The 23,297-nt window shown below is 37.9% G+C and carries 18 protein-coding genes; 12 read left to right on the top strand and 6 right to left on the bottom strand.

Annotation, left to right across the window (positions count from 1 at the left end; all coding sequences use genetic code 11):
* The first annotated feature begins 59 nt into the window (after positions 1 to 59).
* Positions 60 to 932, top strand: coding sequence for a calcium-binding protein (locus tag DSM106972_RS36540; RefSeq protein ID WP_127085291.1), 873 nt, complete (start codon positions 60 to 62; stop codon positions 930 to 932).
* 105 nt (positions 933 to 1,037) lie between these two features.
* Here the strand turns inward: DSM106972_RS36540 and DSM106972_RS36535 are convergent, their stop codons facing one another.
* The 3 genes from DSM106972_RS36535 to DSM106972_RS36525 form a co-directional block, all read right to left on the bottom strand.
* Entirely contained in the window at positions 1,038 to 2,951 is a 1,914-nt protein-coding gene (locus DSM106972_RS36535; protein WP_127085290.1) for a lipoxygenase family protein, read from the bottom strand.
* 179 nt (positions 2,952 to 3,130) lie between these two features.
* The gene (locus DSM106972_RS36530) at positions 3,131 to 4,435 is read right to left on the bottom strand and encodes a KamA family radical SAM protein (protein ID WP_127085289.1); all 1,305 of its coding nucleotides are present in this window, start codon (positions 4,433 to 4,435) and stop codon (positions 3,131 to 3,133) included.
* A complete protein-coding gene (locus tag DSM106972_RS36525; RefSeq protein WP_127085288.1) occupies positions 4,432 to 7,977 on the bottom strand; it encodes a WD40 domain-containing protein in 3,546 nt (1,181 codons plus the stop codon). The genes DSM106972_RS36530 and DSM106972_RS36525 overlap by 4 nt, the downstream gene beginning before the upstream one ends.
* Positions 7,978 to 8,324: 347 nt before the next feature.
* Here DSM106972_RS36525 and DSM106972_RS36520 point away from each other — a divergent pair, with 347 nt between their 5' ends.
* The 10 genes from DSM106972_RS36520 (at position 8,325) to DSM106972_RS36475 (ending at position 19,206) form a co-directional block, all read left to right on the top strand.
* Entirely contained in the window at positions 8,325 to 9,320 is a 996-nt protein-coding gene (locus DSM106972_RS36520) for a hypothetical protein (protein WP_127085287.1), read from the top strand.
* 2 nt (positions 9,321 to 9,322) lie between these two features.
* Complete coding sequence (locus tag DSM106972_RS36515; protein ID WP_127085286.1) at positions 9,323 to 9,889, top strand: 4Fe-4S single cluster domain-containing protein; 567 nt, start codon at positions 9,323 to 9,325, stop codon at positions 9,887 to 9,889.
* Between the two features lie 129 nt (positions 9,890 to 10,018).
* Positions 10,019 to 10,768 (top strand): hypothetical protein, encoded by a 750-nt coding sequence (locus DSM106972_RS36510; RefSeq protein ID WP_127085285.1) that lies wholly within the window; start codon positions 10,019 to 10,021, stop codon positions 10,766 to 10,768.
* Between the two features lie 104 nt (positions 10,769 to 10,872).
* The gene (locus tag DSM106972_RS36505; RefSeq protein ID WP_201800833.1) at positions 10,873 to 11,781 is read left to right on the top strand and encodes a TRAFAC clade GTPase domain-containing protein; all 909 of its coding nucleotides are present in this window, start codon (positions 10,873 to 10,875) and stop codon (positions 11,779 to 11,781) included.
* Positions 11,765 to 12,646: a hypothetical protein gene (locus tag DSM106972_RS36500; protein WP_127085284.1), complete on the top strand. Its 882-nt coding sequence runs from the start codon at positions 11,765 to 11,767 to the stop codon at positions 12,644 to 12,646. Before DSM106972_RS36505 ends, DSM106972_RS36500 begins: the two co-directional genes overlap by 17 nt.
* 6 nt (positions 12,647 to 12,652) lie before the next feature.
* On the top strand, positions 12,653 to 14,395 hold the full coding sequence (locus tag DSM106972_RS36495) for a hypothetical protein (protein ID WP_127085283.1): 1,743 nt from the start codon (positions 12,653 to 12,655) through the stop codon (positions 14,393 to 14,395).
* 31 nt (positions 14,396 to 14,426) lie between these two features.
* Positions 14,427 to 15,458, top strand: a complete 1,032-nt coding sequence (locus DSM106972_RS36490) for a hypothetical protein (RefSeq protein WP_127085282.1) — start codon at positions 14,427 to 14,429, stop codon at positions 15,456 to 15,458.
* Entirely contained in the window at positions 15,430 to 16,722 is a 1,293-nt protein-coding gene (locus DSM106972_RS36485) for a vWA domain-containing protein (RefSeq protein ID WP_127085281.1), read from the top strand. The genes DSM106972_RS36490 and DSM106972_RS36485 overlap by 29 nt, the downstream gene beginning before the upstream one ends.
* 53 nt (positions 16,723 to 16,775) lie before the next feature.
* Positions 16,776 to 17,174 (top strand): hypothetical protein, encoded by a 399-nt coding sequence (locus tag DSM106972_RS36480; protein ID WP_127085280.1) that lies wholly within the window; start codon positions 16,776 to 16,778, stop codon positions 17,172 to 17,174.
* Between the two features lie 424 nt (positions 17,175 to 17,598).
* Positions 17,599 to 19,206 (top strand): AAA family ATPase, encoded by a 1,608-nt coding sequence (locus DSM106972_RS36475; RefSeq protein WP_127085279.1) that lies wholly within the window; start codon positions 17,599 to 17,601, stop codon positions 19,204 to 19,206.
* A gap of 64 nt (positions 19,207 to 19,270) precedes the next feature.
* Here the strand turns inward: DSM106972_RS36475 and DSM106972_RS36470 are convergent, their stop codons facing one another.
* Together DSM106972_RS36470 and DSM106972_RS36465 are read right to left on the bottom strand one after the other, a co-directional pair.
* Positions 19,271 to 20,059: an ABC transporter permease gene (locus DSM106972_RS36470; RefSeq protein ID WP_127085278.1), complete on the bottom strand. Its 789-nt coding sequence runs from the start codon at positions 20,057 to 20,059 to the stop codon at positions 19,271 to 19,273.
* A 52-nt stretch (positions 20,060 to 20,111) separates the two neighbouring features.
* Positions 20,112 to 21,092 (bottom strand): ABC transporter ATP-binding protein, encoded by a 981-nt coding sequence (locus DSM106972_RS36465; RefSeq protein ID WP_127085393.1) that lies wholly within the window; start codon positions 21,090 to 21,092, stop codon positions 20,112 to 20,114.
* A gap of 798 nt (positions 21,093 to 21,890) precedes the next feature.
* Between DSM106972_RS36465 and DSM106972_RS36460 the strand changes: the two genes are divergently transcribed.
* The gene (locus DSM106972_RS36460) at positions 21,891 to 22,511 is read left to right on the top strand and encodes a hypothetical protein (RefSeq protein WP_127085277.1); all 621 of its coding nucleotides are present in this window, start codon (positions 21,891 to 21,893) and stop codon (positions 22,509 to 22,511) included.
* A 70-nt stretch (positions 22,512 to 22,581) separates the two neighbouring features.
* Here DSM106972_RS36460 and DSM106972_RS36455 read toward each other — a convergent pair whose 3' ends face one another.
* Positions 22,582 to 23,178 carry a neutral zinc metallopeptidase gene (locus DSM106972_RS36455; protein ID WP_127085276.1) on the bottom strand — a complete coding sequence of 199 codons (597 nt, stop codon included), beginning with the start codon at positions 23,176 to 23,178 and terminating at the stop codon, positions 22,582 to 22,584.
* Positions 23,179 to 23,297 lie beyond the last annotated feature (119 nt).

Below are 23,297 nucleotides of genomic sequence, written 5' to 3'. Positions count from 1 at the left end.
GATTTTTGTAAAGTCGGGAATCTAATTAACCCGTTGTCAAAATTTTGTAAGGTCAGTCAATGCGGATACTTTTTACCATCGCCCACTTTTTTCAACCTGATAGCAAGGGTAAACACGCTTCCCAAAGAAAAAATCCTCAATCGCGTATACAGGCTTTGCGTGAAAGCATTACTAACTTGCATCAGCTATTTGGCAAATCTCAAACTATTATTAACATCGGACAAAAATTGGCTTTTCCAGCTAACCAATTTCAACATAACAAACTCGATATTATTATTTGTACTACTCAAAATTGTCATCTACTCGAACAACTATCTTTACCATCCCATTTGTATCAACATTCTTCGACTCAAGCCGAGCCAATGCTATTAGGCTTTGAATGTCAAGCGTTGCTGAGAGACTATTTAGGTAAATATGATTATTACTGTTTTCTAGAAGATGATTTAATCATTCACGACCCTTGGTTTTTTGTAAAATTAGATTGGTTCACTCAACAAGCGGGTGATTTTAACCTGCTGCAACCCAATCGCTATGAACTTTCTATCAATAATGTTACCGATAAAGCCTATGTTGATGGCGATTTACTGCCACGAGTAACCGCACCATTTCAAAATGTGCAAGAGCAAGCGGAACTCAAAGGTAAAATTATGGGGATGCCAATTACTTTTCATCGCGCTTTAAATCCCCATTCTGGTTGTTATTTTTTGAATGCCAATCAAATGGCTCATTGGGCAAAGCAAGCGCATTTTCTTGACCGAGATACGAGTTTTGTTAGCCCTTTAGAAAGTGCTGCGACTTTGGGTGTTATGAAAACATTTAGAATTTACAAAACAGAACCCCAACAGGCAAATTTTTTAGAAATTCAGCATTTTGGTACAAGCTTTTTAAACCTAATTGGCCGTCAGGTTGCTTTAGCTAACTCCTACATTTAGGCCTTTTTTACAATTCCTGAACAGACTGCTATAGTGCTGTAAGGTGTTGATTAGGCAAAGGTTGGCTGTCACTCATCCGATGCCCTATGCTTGGCGCCAAAGTATTTAACCACTTACACTATTAGACATTCGAGAAGGAAGAAACGCAGGATAGCATTCTTGGCGCCTTTGATTTAATATTTCAATCCGTTTTTCTATTGATTCCAAACGGTTTTGGAAATATCTAAGAACTCTAATAGCTTGTGGGTCTTGAAAACTGTTTGTACCAAAATCTGTAAATGCTTTTGGGTCGCGCTTGGTGCCGACTAACGATATAAATTGGACTTGGGTGAGGGTTGGTTTTACTCCAGGTAAGAAACTAGTAAGGCTGTTTTCGTCGGTGAATTTCCCTTTGCTAGTAGGAATAGGTTGATAAATAGCTCCGGGCATATTAGGAATAAAAGCCATATATTGATATTGAATCCAAGCAATGGCTGAGTGTTGAGGACCAGCAGTAAAAATCATTTGTGTTAAAATATCTATCAATTGGTCGCGATTTGCTAACCTTGCTGGTAATGAAACTATGCCAACACCACCTTCGTTAACGGGTTTTCGTAAAGCTTGAAACCAATTTTGCAACTCAAAATCCTTGCGAATATCTCGGTTAGATTTGTAATAGATTTGAATATATTTACTCACATAGTCTTCTAAAGCATTCCATACAAGCAAACCGTCGTCTCGATAAGGAAAATCTGGTAAAGTATAAGAGTTATCAACACCGCGCTTACGTAAATCAGCAGGAAATGCAAAGTCGCTGAAATTATTAAAATACTCAGATACACCTTTAGAGCTAAGTTCTAGCGAGCTTTCCAGAGTACCCGGTAAAATAATATCCACTGCTCCCCCTGGATTAATTAGCACTTGGTCGGCAAGGTTATTGATTGCCATTGTAAATTCAAAGTGAGGCTTTAAAAGTACATTCACAGGATGCCGAGCAGCTAGTTCGCGCGCTGTTGCTAGGGCAATAGGTTCCATTACTAAATGAGTCTGTCCCAAATGACGATATAACTGATTGACGTAGAAATCAGCCATCTGGGTAATTAACTTAGCGATTTGCCAATCTACACCATCTAATGGTGTGCAAAGTAAACTTGAACCTGGCGCCTGTCCCAACTGAATAGCAATAGGAACTAACTTAAAGTCATCGCGACTTCTTTCAGCATAATAAAGTGCAATGGGGGCACAAAGAAATTGCTTTTCCTTGGCTTTAACGCTATCAAGTACCGCATAGTCGGTGACAAATAAACTACCTTCTCGAATCGCGCTGTTAAGACTTTTGTTTCCGCGCCTCGTGTATCTCCTAGCACTTAGTACAGCTTGAAAAATTTCATCTGTTATTGCTAGTTTGCTACGAAGATTATAATTAAGCGCTAGAACATTTTTTAGTTCCATCGGATTGCAACCAGAAAGCCTTTGTCGCGCAAATACATCGTCGTCGCGGAAAGTTTTAGCAATATCAGGTAACGGCAAAACAGGAAACAGCGCCGTATAATCATCTAAGCGTTGGAAAGGTTTAGGCTTTTGTAGAAACGCTTGTTGATTAGCTCCTATTTTTTCTGATAAAATTGCTCGATTATTGTTGTATCCTTCAGAAAATGCCTCTTTTTCAGGTAAAGTGTTCACGCGCGCCGAATTTGGTAGCCGCAACCCTATTTGATATTCTTCACGAGTCTTTCCTAACTGCACTTGCCGTTCTTGTTGAATTGCTTTCGGATCATTTTGAGGCAAGCTTGGAATGCTAGGATTACTAGTTGGCTTGGGTTTTGGGGGATTCTTATCACCAGATAGTAAAGTTTCTAAACCAGGATTACAAGCCTTGATATGTTCTGGCAGCTCTCGTAATGAAGATTTATCACTCTTTATTAAAGTTTCCAAACCGGGAGTAAAAGCGAAAGCTATTAGCGCCATCATAGTACGGCGCGATAACATATAATGCTCAATAAGCTCTTGTCGTCGTTGTTTTGGAGTTGACGATTTCATTTAATTTTCTCCCAAAAAAATTAATACTTTTTTAAAACGTTTAACTAATGGCGCCTTAAAATATTCCTATTTACATAACAGTCATCAGGATAATTTTTATACCATTAATTTTGAGGAGTTGTGGCTAACAGGCGCCTCTCTTCTCTGTGAACTCTGTGTCTCTGTGGTAAAATAATTAATTACTGCACAGGCAAGATGCCTGTGCTACAATTGTAAAGAAACTCACTCTCCCCAAACCCTGGTACCAAATCACTTAACCAAGTAGCATTCTCATCAAACTTAGCAAAAAACGGGCGCCTGCACCAATCAGCATTCCGACCCTGCAAAAACGACAACACAAACACCTTCTCCCCGCAAACATCCGCAACCCCATCAACCACAATCTTACCAGGATTTGCAGACATCACAGGCCCACGTGCAGTTCGTCCCAACCCAGATACTTTTTGTATCGCACCTTGATATATTTCCCACGCACGCACCAAAGGTATTTCAAAATGCCTACTCGCTCCCGTATCCCGTTCCACAAACATATAATAAGGAATACAACCCAACCTTACCTGAGAATTCCACATCCGGCACCATACTTCAGCATTATCATTAATAGTACGCAATAACGGCGCCTGCGTTCTAATTTCCGCTCCAGTATTACGTATTCTTCTTATTGCTCGCTGTGCAATCTCTGGTTCCATCTCTCTCCAATGGTCATAATGTGCCATGATAGCAAGATGCTTTCCCTTCTCTATCACCTTTTCAAATAACCGCAACACATCATCATCTTCTACAAAGCGGTTCGGATAATGTGCAACTGCTTTAGTACCGATACGAATTGTTTGTATATGCTCAAATTCTTCACTTAACAAAGGTTCTATATATAGAGCAAGATGACGTGTTTGCATTACCATCGGGTCACCTCCAGTAATTAAAACGTCAGTGACTTCTTTATGATTTTGTAAATATGCTTGGAATATCCCAGACTCACGGGTGGCAAATTTAAAGTTATCGTTACCGACAAACTGTGACCAGCGAAAGCAAAATGTACAGTAAGCATAGCAAGTTTGTCCAGCAGTCGGAAATATTAACACAGTTTCAGGGTACTTATGTTGAATACCTGGGACTGGTTGATTATTGAGCGTAGGGATATTATATTCAACTTGTCCCGCAGGATGAGGGTTAAGAGTCGAGCGTATATAAGATGCTGTTTCTTGAATTTCGATAATCGGATAATTATTCTCTAGTAACCATATTATTTTACTCAACGATTCCGGCGCCAACATTTCGGGTTGAGGAAAAGTCAAACGAAACATTGGGTCATCTGGAATATTGTCCCAGTCGATGAGATTTTCGATAATATAGCTGTTGCTACGGAATGGTAATACTTGTGCGACTGCTTTCATTGCTAAACGGTCACCACTAGAAAGCACTTGTAGTTGAGGAAGCTTTTCCAGGTCTTCAACTCCATAAAATCGTAAATTACGACTTGTCACGTTACCATTGCTCCCAATGCTTTTAAGTTTTGCATTTGTGCATCCGTCAATCCCCTCACATCTCGAATATCCATTGCTTCATATAAATTAGGCAATCTAATTATTTTCACAACATAACTTTCTAAATGCAATAACCTAATTGTTCCATCTTGACTCGCGCTAGCTAAGTAACCTGTTGTACTAAATGCCACCGAGCGAATCCAATCGTTTTGTTGTTGAGGTTGACAAATCTCGCTCCAAGTCTGAGTATCCCAAAGTCTTAACATTCGGTCTACTCCACCACTGGCAATAATTTTACCATCATGACTAAAGGCAACTGTACGCACAGATTTTGTGTGTCCATGCAAAATTTGACTATTTACCCAAATATTATTCGAGTTTTGGCGCCAAATTCTCACCGTTCCATCTCCACCCCCACTAGCGAGAATCCCATCAGGACTAAAACTTACCCACCAAACCCAATCGTTATGTCCTTCCAAAGTTTGAATGCAATTAAATTTAAAATTATTATCAAGGCGCCAAAGTTTAATCGTACCATCTCCACCAGCCGAAGCAAGTAAGTTACCCGATACATCAAAAGCTATCGAACGAACCCAACCAGAATGTCCCGTTAAAGTTTGAACGCACAAACCCGTTTCAATATTCCATATCTTTATAGTGCAGTCATCACTACAACTTGCTAAAAAACGATTATCAGGACTAAACCGAACTTGACGTATCCAACTTGTGTGACCTTGAAAAACCTGAGATTTCCCAGTTTCCACATTCCAAACTCGCACAGTACCATCAGCACTAGTACTTGCCAATGATTTTCCATCAACAGAAAAAATTACCGAACGTACCCAATCTTGATGTCCCCGTAAGGTTGTATAACGCAAAGTCTGTAAATTCCACAAACGAATCGTTCCATCTTCATATCCACTAGCGAGTATATTCCCATCCGCATTAAACGCTATCGAAAACAAACAATTTGTATATCCTTCAATCGTATTTAAACATCCTTGCTCAATATCCCATAATTTCACAGTCCGGTCAGCACTACCACTTGCAAATTTTTTTCCGTCGTTACTAAAGCGTACCGACTGTACCCAACTTGTATGTTCGCGAAAGGTTTTGATAGATTTACATAAACTTACATCCCACAGTTTTACAGTTTGGTCTTCACTACCGCTAAGTAGCAACTTTCCATCAGCGCTAAAGTCTACAGACCTAACCCAGTGTGAATGTTCTGTTAAAACTTTACACTCTCCAGTTTGTAAATTCCATATTCGCACAGTTTTATCACTTCCTGCACTTGCGACGAGTTTTCCATCAGGACTAAAACAAACGCTGCGAATACTACCACTGTGTCCCCGCAAGATTTGTAACGGTGTTTTTGTATTTATATCCCAAATTATAATTGTTTCATCATCGCTTGCAGATGCGAGTTGATTACCCACAGGATTAAAACTAACCGAACGAACGCTCGCTTTATGTTCTCTCAGTGTACAAATACATTCACCTGTATTAATATCCCATAGTTTTACAGTTTTATCATCGCTAGCGCTAGCCAAAATACCTTCACGACTGAAACTCAGAGAACGTATCCAATCTGTATGTCCCTGTAATAGTTTATCAACAGATTGCGTTTCCAGGCGCCACACCCTAATATTATATTCATCTCCAGCACTTGCCAAAAATTGCTCATCATTGCTAAACCGGACACTCCACACCCAACCGTCATGTCCTTGCAAAAGCGCATAAGGAATTAATTTATCTTGCACAACTTCCCAAATATGAACATTCCCACTTACATCACCTGCTGCCAGTAATTTACCGCTTTTACTAAATACAACCCAAATAACACCACCTAATTGTGTAGAAAACAAACAAGATTCTAAGTTAGAATTATTAAAGTTGACATTTTTCAGTTTTAAATTTCTGAAATCAGCTTGTTTAATATTCATCTGCGAAAAATCATACCCTGTTAAATCAGTTCCAAGGTAGCGTAACAAATTGAGTAAATTACCTGCGCTATATCCATTTTGTGCTTGTAAATTCGACCTTGCGGAAAATTCAGATTTTATTGACGTGCAAATTGACTGTAAATGTTGCTCTAAATTGCTTTGGTTCCCCAAATGTCGCAACAACCGTTGTAAAATCGGCTGTACGAACAAATTAACTTGAATATTACGAATATAATCGCAACCTGTTGCTTTGACTAAACTATGACTATCTAATAAATTAGTTTTTTGATTTTTAATTTCTTCAGTAACTTGATTAATAAAGCTTTCTCTTGCATACTTCAGTAAAACAGGTTGCAATGTAAAACCATTTGCGCTCTCTTCAATAAACGAACGGCGCCGTAATAATCGTATACTATCTATAAGGTTTTGCTTTGCTTCTAATTGAACAATATCTTGCTGCAATTGTTCACGAGTTACAGGTTCACTATGAATTGCCAGCCAATAAACTATTTCTTTCTCATACTCCGATAAACGTTTGAATTGAGCATTAAATAAATCACGAATTTGACTCAAATAGCCAAATTTTAAATATTCTTTAATAAATTGAGCAACATCACCTTGATATGTTTCTTGAATTTCAGTCGCAACAATTCGTAATTCCAGCGGATTTCCCCCATAATACTCCGTTAATTCGCTCCATTCGCTCAAAGACGCATTAAAGCTCCCTAACTTAGTATAAAGTTGCAGTACATCATTGACTTGCAAACCATCTAACTTTAAAATGCACGACTGTTTATTATTAGGATAATTACTAAAATCAAAATCGTTGAGACTTTCACGACTAGTTATAATTAAACAACTTTGATGCGTTGTTTCTCGAATACGTCGTAATAACTCCCCATATTCCTCATATTCTCGATAAAAGCTACCAACACGACCATCTTGCATGATAGACTCAACGTTATCAAGCACAAGTAAACATCGTCGAGTTTTTAAATACTCTATAACTTTTGAACTAATACTGATAATACTGTCAGATAAAATATCATAGTTAGACTCAGCATCGAAATATATCAACCATTGTTTTAATAAATCTATCAACTTAATTGGCATTTTCAAATCTTGCCAAATAATACATTCAAATGCAGCTTGATGTTCATGAATAAACTGTGCAACTAATGTAGTTTTGCCAATACCACCCATTCCAACAACAGCAACACATCGTAAATTATTCTCAATAACACTTGTTGTAAGTTGAGATAGTTCTTTAGTTCTACCATAAAAGCAATTAACATTTGGCATTTCACCGTATATTATAGTAATATTATCTGCTTTAGGTGCATCAACAGGCGGTATTGTTACTGATGTATCTAGGTATTGTAAACACAATAGCATCAATTCAATTCGTCTATTACGTTTTTTATCTCCAAAGAAAGTTTGGCAAGTATCGCTAATATGTTTTCTGACAGTATTAACTTCAATCGTCAGAACACTGCTGATTTCATTGTCGCTTTTACGTGCAACAAAAAGATTTAATATTTCCTTCTGCCTTGCTGTAAGATGCGAGTAGTTAGCATCAAAATCATCACGATTCATACCTTACCTTCTTATTAAAATACACAAATGTGAAAGAATTCACAAACCTTTAATCTAAAAGCTTCACTTTTGTTCCGTACACAATAATTACCCTCATGCCACAATGAATTGTAGGTTAGCTTGCAACGGATACAACGGATGTAGCGGATAAGTTACTGGTTTTAAACAAAATCTGGTTATCTAAAATTACCTATCCGTTACATCCTAGAATCATCCGTTGCTAATTTTACTTATTATTTCATTTACATCTAACATTTTTATGCATTTTTTATTTGACTATCGATTTTACTGAATTTATTGAATTTACTGAATTTGTTGAATTTGTTCAATTACTACAGTATTATTTTATGAGCGGTTCAAAAGAATTTACATTTAATGCAATTGGCGCCACAGTTGAATTGACAGGAATGGCGTTACGTGCATATCAAGAAAGACAGAAGCGTATACGCAATGCTAAAATCCAGACTGAGTTGGCAATACAAGCTAAAATTGCCCAAATCAACAACGACCACCAAAAAAGAACAGTTGTTGTTTTGCCATCTCAAACTCATCGGATATCAAACCCTGTAAATACCGACTCGTTAGAGAAAGTCAAAGCATTACAATTAAAAATTCCGCAAATTAAACGCGAGTACCAACAACTCGTCGAGAACCAACTGCTAGACTCTCAAACCGTCGCAACCGCACTCCAACAAGTCGAAACAGCATTATCAGTCAATGAATTAACACTTGCACAAACCCATCTACAACTCTTGGACGACGCGCGTATTGTCGCAGTACAATCACAACGTGACCAAATTAACGCGCATATAGAGTACCTACAAACACGTCTTCAGAGTTTACAACCACATATCCCCAAACAAATTGCTGAAGATTTACAAAACCGAATAACCAGTTACCGTAAACACGACACAATACAAGAAATCCAAGAAATCCATATATATATTAACGAATTAGAGGCACAAGTTGAACAAATTCAAATTGCCGCTGACAACTTAGTTGACTCTTGGTTAGAAGTTGGTTACGACGCTCAAATTACAGCAATTGACGATGGAGATATAGTCATCCAAGTTGCCACACACGACTGTGCAAATACGGAGATGCGAATACAATTCTCTGGAGAAAAAATCGATTTACTGGCGCCATCCGAAGAACATTCATTATGTACCGACAGGACATTTGCAGCGTTACGCATCTTTCATATGCAAGGTTATCAACTGCAATGGACACGTTGGGATGGTAACGTCATTCCCCCAGAATGGCAAAATTTATACTCTAATAATGACTCGGCGCCAGTCAAAAAGCAAACACCTCAAACTCGACGTCAAGCACAGGGATATTAAAAATGGAACAACAATCATTATTATTAAACATCGCATCATGGCTACCGCGTTCACATGCGAATGGACCCGGTACAAGAATGGTATTATGGGTGCAGGGATGTCCATTTCGCTGTCCGAGTTGTCAAAACCCCGATTATCTCAACTATCAACCCAAACACATTAAGACTGTAGATTGGGTTTGGCAAGTTTATCAACAAATACCCAATTTAACAGGAATATCCTTTTCAGGTGGTGAACCCTTTGCACAAGCAGTAGCACTTGCAGAACTCGCATCTCGCATTCGCGCCCAAGCTGGTACAGTAGTATGCTGGAGTGGATATAAACTTGAACAGCTACAACAAGACAATATACCAGGCGCCGTTGACTTACTCAACCAAATTGACTTGCTTGTAGATGGACTATTTATTAAAGAACAAGCAGCGAATTTACCATTACGTGGTTCATCTAACCAGCGTTTACATTTTTTAACTGGGAAAATCACATACGACGACTTGATCAACATTCCCCGTCAAGAATGGACATTAACATCATCCAAATATATCTACACAGGATTCCCTGGCAACGGATGATAAACGGATGTAACGGATGTAACGGATAGGCAGTTATAAATAACTATGCTTTTACTATATTTAACTTTTAAAAAATAACTCATTCGTTACATCCGCTCTTATCCGTTGCAAACCAACCCCCCAAAATAAATGAGTATAACAGTCATCGGTGACCGAGGTATAGGAAAAACGAGTATGGTTGTAGCACTAGCAAAACATGGAACCAAACATGTACATATAGTCAACAACCCTGAATATATAGTAACGCGGCGCCTCAACATCGAAGAAAACCGAATTGCCGGAACCGCACAAATGACCCAAGAAACCCTGCTAGTAAACATCGAACTAGCATCGGGAACACGTCAAATGCAAGTACTATGGATAGACACACCAGGAGAAGCATTTTCCAACCGTGACTGGAAAACAAACTATCCAAACGCATGGTCAGACATTCAAACCCAAATAAGCGAAAGTCGAGCCATAATACTACTTCTCCCACCCCATCGTGACATGATAGCGGCGCCGAACCTAGACCAAAGAACCATACCCAACGAACTACCAACAGCACGCGCATGGATAAACCGCTTTGAAAGCTGGCTAAACTTCTTCAAACAAAACTGCTCCCCAGTCGAACACATCTTAATATGTATCCACCGTGCCGACACATTCTGTGACATCAAACAAGAAGGAAAAAAATGGAGCTACCAACAATCAAAAACCTCACTATTCTACGAATACAACACCCACATCCGTAAAACCTACTTCACCAACGTCGAAAAACAAATCCGCGACCACAACAACTCAAACACCAACCTACAATTCTTCATCACCACCACCGACAACCCCCAACTCCTAGAACTCCCCTGGATATACATCGGAGCATACCTCACCAACACATAGAAACCCTAGAAACCCGGTTTCTTCATCACTGAACACAACAATCCTCAAAAGAAACCCAAAGAAACCGGGTTTCTCACGCTCACACGATATCCCACCAAAAACCCATGACCCTAGAAACCCAAAGAAACCGGGTTTCTCACGCTCACACGATATTCCACCAAAAACCCATGACCCCAAAAACCACATCCATCTCCCTAATTGGACCACGTGCATCAGGAAAAACCACCTACCTAGCCACCCTAGCCAACTTCCCCCACTGCACACACCTAAAAACTCAATACCCCCACCTCAAAATCAACTACCCCACCAACTCACCCACAGAAAAACTATCCCACCAAGCAGAAGACATCCTAAAAAAAGGCGCCAAACTAGCAGCAACAAGACGAGGAGACATCAACAACCAACCCACTTACCACTACCGCATCACCATCTCCAAAAAACATCCCAACCTAGAAATCATATTCCAAGACATAGCAGGAGAAATCTTTGAACAAATACCCCTAGACATCGAAACCCCATTAAACCAACTCTTCAAAACCCTAAGTTGGATGATAATGATAACCGACTGGCAAACCAAACAAGACCGCATACTATACAAACCAGTATTTGAAAAACTCTACCAACTAATCAACGAACAACAACAAATCAACCCCACCCTAAAAAAACTACGCATAGCAGTAGTAATGTCAAAATGTGAACGAGGAGAAATATGGGCAGGTCGCTTAGAACCAGACGAAGATTTATTCAAAGTCCGACTACCAGAAACCCACGACTACCTCACCACCAAATTCCCCACCAACAAACTAAAATTCTTTGCCTGTTCCTCCTTCGGAGTACTCAGCACCTCCCCCAACAACTTCGATCCACGACCCAATAGATACATACCCGACGACGGAAGCGAAAGTGAATACAGCGCATTCTTACGAGAACCCGAACAATGGCAACCATTTGGATTAATTTCCCCCATATATTGGTTAACCACAGGAAAAACATTAAATGACATACAACTTTAACCTAAATAACCTACCAGGTAATCCAGAAATAAGAATAATCGGCGCCCGCAGTGCAGGTAAAAGCACGTACTTATCCGCATTAGCAAAGTATCCAAACGCACGCCAAGACAGTCTTATCCAAACCATACATCCATTCAACGAAAACGCTGCTAAACTAATCTCAATGGCAAGTGATATTCTAGAAAACGGCTTATCATTGGCGCCAACACGTAAAGAAGAGGATATAAATAACGTCCCCACCTACACCTTTCTCATCGAACTAAAATCAAACATATTTACCCGTAAAAACATACGCTTCCAAATATCACTACGTGAATACTGCGGAGAAATCATCAAAGATTTATTGCACGACACAGCAAATCATACTCTCAGAACTTACCTAGATGACTGTGCAAACGCATCTGGTATATTATTACTCATCGATGGAACATCACGTGAAGACCAACTATATGCACAAGCATTCACACGTTTACAAATCGAACTCAACGAAAGATTAATCAGTCGAAACAGACGATTAAGAAACTATCGTATTGCAATAGCATTTACCAAAGCAGAACAAGCAGAAGTTTGGGTACATCGTCACAACATCAAAGACTTCATCAATCTGCACTTCCCGCAAATGCAAAGCACACTCAACGCATGGGCAAAAATATGGGGATGTCCAGTCAATCATTTTTTCTGTTCAGCATTTGGAATGAAAGGATATCCTCCCCAACCCAACATCAAAACACTATCACGTGACAGTAGTGGAATATCAGCAATTATAGCAAACCCATTACTTTGGCGCCCATTTGGGTTAGTGGCGCCAATTTATTGGTTACATACAGGCAAAGACAACCAAAAACTACGAGATATCGAGGAATAATTAGCCATGAATTCATTAAACCTACAAATCCATGAATTCTCCCGTGAATTTATTGATATCAGAGAAAAAGACGGTAAACTTGTTTCAGGAGGATTCGGCGCCTCAGAAATAGCACATGAAACTCACCCAGTTCCCGATAAAATTAAACAAGCAGTAAATCGTGGAGACCTACGCATCAACGATAGTTATCCACCATTACAACAAGAATTTGCCCTACTTGCCAAAGAAATTGACGAATACGCCATTTTAGCAGTTGCCACACGAGAACACGACGACAAAAATCGTCCCCTAATTGCATATCGATATTTCTGGTTAGAAAAACCCGAAAATAATAGTAACGATGATATCGACGGTATCGGAACCTTAATTTTATGGTGGCAGGACTCCAAGCAACCTAAATTCAACTTCAAAAATTCAAATAATCATCTACAATATAATGTAGACACTTGTAGCAAAACAGAAATATATACACTCTTTCAGCAAAATTTTGGTACTATCTTTACTGAATTGATAGCCGAACTTAAATTATCACCTTATGTTGTCGTAAAAGATGTTAATGAAACTAATTCTTATTTTAAACTACATTATCTAACATTACATCTAAATAGAGAATTTCAGGCGCCTTTATCTTGGGCTTGGAATGTGGATATAATTGAAAATCCCAAACAATTCACAAATATTTGGGTAGCAAATAAAAATACAAGCGTCAAAATTACGAGCGAAATAAAACATCAAAAATCACAAGAACCTAAAACTACTTCCATCAAAGATTTAGAAAAATTTTTAAATAAACAACCTAAACAAGAAAAAGCTAATCATGCTTCAGAAGAAAATCTCAAACAGTTAATACTAAATGCTATTAACATTGAGCAAACATCGCATCTTTCGCAAATTATATTCTTTTTAAATGAATATCTAATTCATAATTATGAAAAAGATAATGTTATAGATACAGTTAAATTTAATTTGGGAAATTACTCATATATGCCCGTAAAAGAAGCTGTTATCTATCGAGCTATACTTGTTTTACTTGGCTTTGATGATTTGTTTAAATGGACACAATGGTTAAATAATGAATTAGATTCTGATGAAAAAGAACTCAGTTTTAAAATTCAAAGCTTTCTTATAGAATTAAGCATAAATAATCAATCTCACAATGCATACAATCAGTTACAAAGTTTAATATTTCACAACTATTCAAATTTATTACTTCAGTTGTCAAATATCAGCACAGACTCCAAAGAATATAAGTTCGCAACGTGGCTTTTATTTGAGTCAAAGAGCATTTGGCGCTATTATTTTAAACGATATACTCAAAACATAGTCAAAACTTTGATTAATCAAGATGTAAATTTATTCTACCCAGACAATGAATTATATAATTTACTCATCACGAATATATCAGAATATGAAACATCTAGACCACAGCCCTTAAAAAATCTTCGCAAACAATACAAGACTTTATCACTTTTGCTTCAAAAGCTAGGAAATAATAGCTTATCAGCTTTATTCTACCAATTAAGTGAAGGCGCCGTTCCAAAAGATGTCTATCAGCGTGCGGATGTACAAATAATTCCATTAACCCGTAAACAAACCGTAACCTTAGCTATAAAACTTAGAACTTTTATAAGTGAATATAAACTTGTCATTATAGCTTTAACTTGTATATTTATTAGTATCACTGGCATAAGTTGGAAACTTGCAACCGAATACTTACCACAATGGCAACAAAATTCCTCCAAAAACTAAAGAAACCCGGTTTCTAAAATTTTATTAAACTATGCGAATACTCATATATACAATATTTGGCATATTCTCAGCATTAACTGGTTGGAGTATAAGCCAAATCGTTCTACTCAATTCACCTATAGCAACTTTAAATATTAATCCAGATTTCATCCTATTGCCGATTATTGCAATATCTATAACAGCAGCAATGATAGCAACAGAAATATTCTTGAGTAACCCAACTCGCTACAAAGCCAATAAACGTATATTACCGCGATATGGGAAAGGCGCCATTATTACAGGAAGCATTGGAGGATTAATTGCAGCAACTATTAGTTCTAAACTTTATCAAACAAATGTACCAAGTGTAATTGTAAGAGTTATTGCATGGGGTTTGATTGGATTATTTATTGGACTTGGTGAAGGAATAAGTTGGAAGTTCCGCAGTGTCGAACGTGGAACTCGTAAAGCGAAACGTCGTGTTGTGAAAGTTTCACTGTTTGGACTAGTAGCTGGTTTAACTGCTGCACTTTACATCGAAATTATTCGTCAGCTTTTGACCTTGGCAGGATACGAAGACCCAATAGGTTTTTTAATTTTAGGTGTTTTATTGGGTGTTTGGTTTAGCCAAGTAACTTCTCCAACATATCAAGTAGCGTTACGTGCAGGTCAAGGATTTGAAGCAGTGGACCCTATATATATAGATAAAGATAAAGAGCAACCTTGTTTGAACAGTACAAAAGTCAGGTTTGTCAGTATAGACAACTTCGACTATATAGAAGAAGGTTTATCTATACAGCTACCCACCAAAACAACACAACCAATAATCATCGGTTCATCACAACAAGCAGATATTTTAATTCCCGCACTTCCCGAACTAGCAGCAGCTATAGAAATTCATAAGCACCATGCAATCCTCAAATGCTTGACCCATCAAAGCGTTCAAGTCCAGGCAAAACTTTTAACCGAAGGTAAAAAAATAACTTTACGCCACAATCACATCTTAACTTTATTCCACGCGCACGATGAAGACAAATACTACCGCTTTGTATTTTATGACCAATTCCTCGACCCCGAAGCATAAACTCGCACTATTCATACTTAGCTTATTGCTGCTTCCATTTCCAGTTTCAGCAAATACCGTTCAAATATCCCGTTATACGACTCAAAATAATCGTGTTACCTTGCGAGCAAAAGTTCTCGACCAAGATAACATCCCTATTCAAGGACTAACTCGGCAAAACTTTCAAATCCAAACAACAAACGAACAAGGTAACGTAATAAACCCTGAAGATATTAAATTTGACTTACTACCACCCGAACGGCAACTCCATCCAGACCCTGTATATCTAACAATTTTACTCGATATGAGTGGCAGTATGAGGCGCCAAGACGCAGCCAAAAATCAGAAACTGAGCGGAGCAGTAAGCGCGATTAATAAATTTATCGATACAGCAAGTCAACAAAACATCCCTATCAAACTTGCACTCGTCCCATTTGGATATCGTGGTCAAGGTCAATGTAACTACTTATATGAAGTTGACGAAAAAACAATTGCGAGTCAATCACCCTTTTTAGACATTCGTGATAATGCATTAAAAAAACAACTTCAGGACTTATCAAACGTCCCTACTTGTGCATCAACAAATTTATATGACCCACTCAGAATAGCAACAAGCTATTTACGAAAAACATATACAGACAGCATTAGCCAAATAGATGAAAACCCAATTAAACCGAGACTATCATTAATATTACTATCAGATGGTTATGACGGCGCCAGTCAAGAAAAATTCAAATCATTACAAACCACATTAGGACAAACACTGCAAATAACAATACATACATACGCTTACGGAGAATCATTACAACAACTACGTGATAGAAGTTCGTGTGACAAAGTGATATCCAACGAAGAACTAAACACAGAACTACTAAGTAAACACTGTAAACTACCAAACGAAGACATTCGCGAATATATCATCGATGAACCAATACTTCAAAACCTCGCATCATCAACAGGTGGAATTTACAAACTCTCAGCAAACGCAGACGAAGTAAGCAAAAGTCTCACCAACTTTCTCACCACCCTACGCGAATACGAAATAGTATACCGCCAACCAGGCGCCGACCGAGCAACAAACCACACAACCAAACTAAAAGTAAACTCCCCAACCCTAGGATTAAATATCACATCACAACCCGTAAACATCCGCATGAGTAACTTTGCCTACGCATCATTAATACTAACCCAACGCTTACATATTCTTCTCTTTACAACCTTACTTGGAATAACAGGAGTAATTATATTTACACAATGGAGCAAACATTTAAAACACCAAATATAAAAACTCTTCATCTCTTACCTCTGTGTACTCTGCGTCTCTGTGGTAAAAAAAGTATGTCTGAATATACACTAACAATCATCATTAAAAATGCCGGGAACAAAGAAATCTCCCATTCCATAAACCTTACAGGAACCAATGAAACTTACCCCGAAGACTACTTTATTATACCAGACAATCAAAGTAACTTACAAAACTTAATCGAAACCAAAACAGCAAGAAAAATAGACGAAATCAAACTTAAACAAATCATAAACACATGGTTACAAGACATTCGCGAAGGATTACAACGAACAACTATCAGAATAGACCTACCCTTAGATGTACTACCGACTCTTATGAAGAATCAACCCTTACAACCCCAACCAAAACTACCAAACAAAAAACTTAACAAAAGCAATGAAGAAACCATAATTACAGAAGTTCGTTCAACCACAAATCAATATGACTTTTAACTCTTAATTATATTGTCATGACTTTCGTAGTAGTTAATGTCAGAAATTTTCAAAAGCTCTCTCTTCTCTCTTCTTTCTTTGCGTAATGCAGCGTACTTTGGGGTTCGTTTATCCAACACTCCAAAATTAATGATGCTCCCCTAGTGGTTCGTGTCATTAATTTTGACTGGTTGGTTTGCAACTCCTGAGAGCGGATGTAACGGATAAGTTATTGGTTACAAACGGTCATCTAATTATTAAAAATCAACCATCCGTTACATCCGTTTATCATCCGTTGCCAATTTTCTTACTCCCCAAAATTAATGACACAGACCAGTAGTGAAGCATCATAAAAAAGCTTGAAGACCTGAGATTATACCCTGCGGGAAAACTCCGTTTACGCTACGTGACTAATGACACATAACTTCTAACTCCTAACTCAAAGATGGAACTACCTTACAATAAATGCGCGCGTAAATTACAGGAATTATTATACGCGCAATATCCAATAATCTTCTTACGCTCATCGGAAGAAAGTCGTGCTATTAACTGTGTAATAGAAGCGCATCGAAATTTAGTTGCATCAGATATACAAGATGGTGAACTTGCACGTTGGAGTAGTATCGACGGTTTTCAAAAGCTGATTTCTGAAAATACCTGGCAAAGTATAGCTTCGATGAATGAACCCAATACAGACCCAATAGTAACTGCATTAAACTTTTTGCGAAGACGTGAACGTGAGTTAATAAGTAAGAACTTAGATAGTCAGTATACTTATATACTACCAGATTGGTCAGCTATTATTGAGCCAACTTGCCATATGAATGCACGGCAACTCAAAGAATTAGTTATTGCCATTGAAGAAAAACTACCGCGTCCACGTATTAGTTTAATAATAGTTGGCAAAGAATGGACAATTCCCACTATATTAAGGAATAATGTACATATATTAGATTTACCTTTACCAATAGGCGCCGAATTACATCAATCTATATTTAGCGTTGCTGTCCATAAATATCAACTCGATGAACAAGATGCTGTACGCTTATCTGAGCAAGCGCAAGGAATGCCATTACAAGCAGCGTTACAAACAGCCAAATTAATTACTACAAAAAACCTCTGGTCAAACTCCGATGCAGCAGGAGATTTACTATTAGAAGTTAAAAAACAAGAAATTCATAAAACAGGTGTTTTAGAATATTTTGCCCCTCAAGGTGAGGGACTAATGGAAGTTGGTGGACTTGAAAGAATTAAAAATTGGGTACAAAATAGACGCGAATGGTTTGAACAAGATACAAATCCTGAAATGCGTCCCCGTGCAATATTATTAGAAGGTTTTCCAGGTTGCGGAAAAACATTTATAGCGCGTGCAATAGCTCAAGAATGGCGAGTACCCCAAATAAACTTTGAAATTTCGCGCTTACAATCAAAATGGGTAGGAGAATCTGAGAGTAATACTTACCATGCACTGCGAGCAATAGAAGCTTCGGCGCCTAATATACTATTTATGGACGAAATCGAAAAAGCATTCTCAGGTGTAGGTGGAGATAGTACTGGAGTTAGTACAAGACAATTTGGAACATTTCTGTCATGGTTAAACGACCATCAATATCCTATATTCTTTATCGCCACATCCAACGACCGTACTGTGTTACCCCCCGAACTTTTCCGTGCAGGAAGATTCGACGAAATTTTTATAGTAATGCCACCAAACACCCGTGAAAGATATGAAATTATATCAAAACGTGCTGCTTATTTTAAAATACCATCAATTTCAAGCTCGACTTTAGATTATTTAATTAAAAATACACAAGGTTTTTCAGGCGCCGAATTAGATAAATTAGTAAAAGAAGTAATTTACCTCGCAGGATGGGCAAACACTCCGAATGAAACACATTGGCATGAAGCCTTATACAAAATTAAACCTCAATATCGCACACCCAAAATGCAAGCACTACTACAAAAATACTACATTCTCTTAGCCGAAGGAGGAGGGCAACAAGCATCCAACATAGAACAAGGATTCCTAGAAACCCTAATCACCACGACCTAATTGTACGGGCGGGTTAACCCAAAATACCCACTATATACCAGCATACAGTAAACCCGCCCACCTCTTACGCACCCATCCCCGAATAACGCTTCAAACCCCGGCGCCATAATATCCTATTTAAACCCAAAAACAACAGCGTCCACCCAATGGTCATAGAAAACCCTCTACCAATATCAGTAGGTAAACCGATTAAAAGACTTACAGGAAAATCAATTAAATAAGGGAAGGGAGTACATAAAACTGCCACACGTACAGGTTCAGGAAAAACTTCCAAAGGAGCTATCATTCCAGATAGAAACAAATAAAACAAAAACCAAAAGCTTTCTACAGAACTTGCGCGTTCCGTCCAAAACGCTAGCATTGCAAAAGTATATTGAATAATAAACCGTAACGCAAACGCTAGCAGTATAGACAGTGTAAATAATAAAAACTGTGACCAGCTAGGTATCCAAAAAGCCTGTGGATACAGTATAAAAAATAAACCCACTAAAAAAATAGAGAAAGGCATACGAGCTGCGCGCTCAGAAACATGCGAAGTTACATGATGCCATACAGGGTCAATAGGTTGTAATAACCGAGGTGAAAGTTTACCCTCCACAACCTCACGCTCAAATTCCCAAACAACCCAAACAACCGTAAACTGCCGAACAATAAACACTGTAATAAAATAACGAGCAAAATCAGCAGGTGACAAACCAAATTGACCACCTTGTGCAGCTTGCGTCCATACCCCCATCAATATAATAGGTAGTGAACCCGCCAAAACCCACAATATCAACTCCGCACGGTACTCCACCATATAAGCGTAATACACCCAAAGGAAAGTCCTTACTTTTTTCCAAATCAAATTCATAACTCCTAACTCCTAACCCCTAACTCTTGTACAGACGCGACATGTCGCGTCTCTACACGACTCCTGCTTGAAACACCCGACCTATAACTTCTTCCACAGGTGGCTCATTAACTTGTAAATCAACAACTTCTAAATCTGATAAAATGCGGGATACAGTGCGCGTCAGCTTTTCTTGCTCAACAATAAAACAAGCAGAACGTCCTTCTACTGTTTTTACATCGCCATAAAATTTGAGCTTTTCCTTTGATATTTCGTGTGCTAACTCTACATGAACCTCGCGGTATGGTGCAAATCGTTCGAGTAAACCATCCAAACTACCATCGTACATCAAGGCGCCTTGGTGAATCATAATAACTCGTTCGCACAAAGCAGTAATATCTGCCATATAATGACTAGTTAATAGTACAGTGGCTTGATAGCGTTGATTGTACTGACGCAAAAAGTCGCGCACTCCTACTTGTGCATTCACATCCAACCCTAACGTTGGTTCATCAAGAAATAATACTTGAGGACGATGTAATAATGCGGCAAGTAACTCAGCTTTCATTCGCTCACCCAGAGACAACTTCCGCACAGCTTGATTTAATTTACCTTCTAGTGAAAGCATTTCGGTTAATTCTCCCACCCGGAGCATAAACTCATGGTCAGAAATACCGTAAACAGCAGCATTAATTTTTAGCGAGTCCATAGCAGGTAAGTCCCACAATAATTGCTGTTTTTGCCCCATTACAAGTGTAACTTTTCGCAAAAACTCTTCTTGGCGCCGAAAAGGGACATATCCAGCAACTCTCACATTACCGCTAGTTGGGTGAACCAGTCCCGTAAGCATTTTCAGCGTCGTAGTTTTGCCAGCACCGTTAGGCCCCAAAAAACCGACAACTTCACCAGGGGTTATTTCAAACGAAACATCCCGAACAGCTTTAATTTGGCGGTAAGTGCGTCGAAAAAAGTGAGATAATGTGCCTTTAATACCTGGTTCTTTGACCGCGACGGGGTAAAATTTGCTCAAATTGTGAGCAAGAATGATAGACATATATATATTGATAAAGTGTGGTAATGCACTCTCTTCCGAAGTCATTTATAAAAAATACTAATATATTCTTGACGGTTATTGGTAAAATTTGCTGAAATTCTTTCAATTTACATATTCTCTCTTAATATTACTTCTACTTCTGGATAGAAGCGCACATTACACACAATATGCATTCGTTACAACTTAATAATTTTTAACATATACATATTATCCGACGGCGCCTGATTAAACAATGGTACCAAAAGCAAAAATGTTGGTACAAACACAATATTGCTCATTATTAATAGTTTAATAATATTACTCAAATTAAATATTGAACTAACTTAAACTCATCACCGTACCATAAAAACAAGCATTTCGTACCAAAAAATAGCCTAGTTTCGTACCAAAAACAGTATAATAAACGGTACGTTCAACACAGCATTTTTTATTTCAAGCAGCCTTGGTACATCAACTCCGTACCGTGGGACATTAGCAAAAACAACGAAAAAACGCACCTTTCTGCTTTCCCATGCCCAAAATGACACCATAATTTGACAACTTTTCTCTGTTTATTGGTACAATTTTTGTAGTTCGTACCCTAAAAATTAGTAAAAAAATGTCTAAAAAATGATACGGACTCGTTTTTTTGTACCATTATTGTACCATTGTAAGTATGAAGCTGTACCAATGATTTTTGAATTGTCAGTTTCTAAATTTATCTAACATAATCTTGAATTAAAGATTGCTACAAAGCGTAAACACTTCCCAATTTTTTATATAATATAATTTATATATTTCAACACAAACTTACAAAATATGACTGTTAGCAGTTACAGAACTATTGGTGAAGTCGTCAAAGAATATCAGGTTACTTATACCGAAGCAAATTTTGTTATTGAAACATCGTTTAACATTCCAGATTATTTCCGTGACGACTTAGAGTTGATGATGAATGAAGCTGTTGTCGATAACTCGGAATTTGCAATTTGTGAAAATTTTATTTACCCAGTTTTAAAAGAAGTTTGGAAAGTTTATCGCAATAATTTTCTACTATGGAGTCACCAATTACTGAATTGCGATGCAAAACTAACAGGATACCCCGAATATATTCTTGCAACGAGGTCACCTTTAGGTAAAGTTGTTTTCGACAAACCTTATTTTATCTTAGTTGAAGCCAAGCAAGATGACTTTGAAGGAGGTTGGGCACAATGTCTTGCTGAGATGATTGCTGCTCAAAGATTAAATGACGAATTAAAAATAACTATTTTTGGTATTGTTTCTAATGATGACCGCTGGCAATTTGGCAAATTAGAAGAAAATATTTTGACCCGCAATAAAAAGTATTATACTATTCAAGAGCTAGATCAACTATTTGCGGCTGTTAATTATACTTTTCAACAAAGTGAAGTACAATTACAAAATTTAGTCGCAGTGTAAGAAACCGGGTTTCTTTTTCAATATCTTGTAATAAAAACAAAGATTTTGTCTAGAAACCCGGTTTCTTTGGCTATCTTAAACAAGCACTAACACCACTTTTACCTTGCACAGAAGACTGCATACCCAAAACAACAGCTTTCACACGTTGTTGCGGTGTTCCGTGGTGCTGTGGGTTGTGCCAATTATAATCACCAATGCGGTATGCAAACGAAGCTATTTCTTGAATGTCTCTATTATCAAACTCAATATTTGGAATTAACCCAATATAAACACCTGCCAAACAATCTGCTTGTAATTCTGAAATAGGTGTAATACGAGGTTGAAACCCATACGCGGTTTGCATTGCATGGGCATATTCGTGTGCGACGATATAAGCTAAAGCAGCATCTTCATGTTGATAAGCCATACGTATATGCTGTCTAGTTATATACACAGTGTGATTACGAACACAATAATGGCTACCGTAAATTCTACCGCAACCTCCCCTGGCGCCGTTTGGGACATCCGAAATTAATTTAGGTGTAACTTGATAACCATGAATTTGTTGTATTCCTGAATATATACCTTGAACAACCGTGCCAGGTTTCCATTCTGCTTTCACTGGTAACGAAACGAATAAGTAGCCAATGCCAACAATAATATTTGTGAGTACTTTATTAATTTTCATACAAAGTTAAATCTAGGCGACTTTTTATAAAGCCAATTTGTACTATAAAACCTAAAGTTAGCCTGTTTGACTGGGTTCAGTTTATTTTCATGTTTGAAGAATGCAACTAAACATCACGC

The sequence above is a fragment of the Dulcicalothrix desertica PCC 7102 genome (genome assembly GCF_003991905.1).
GTDB classification, from domain to species: Bacteria; Cyanobacteriota; Cyanobacteriia; order Cyanobacteriales; family Nostocaceae; genus Dulcicalothrix; species Dulcicalothrix desertica.
Note: the sequence above shows the minus strand (reverse complement) of the source record. Positions and strands in the feature narration are given on the sequence as shown.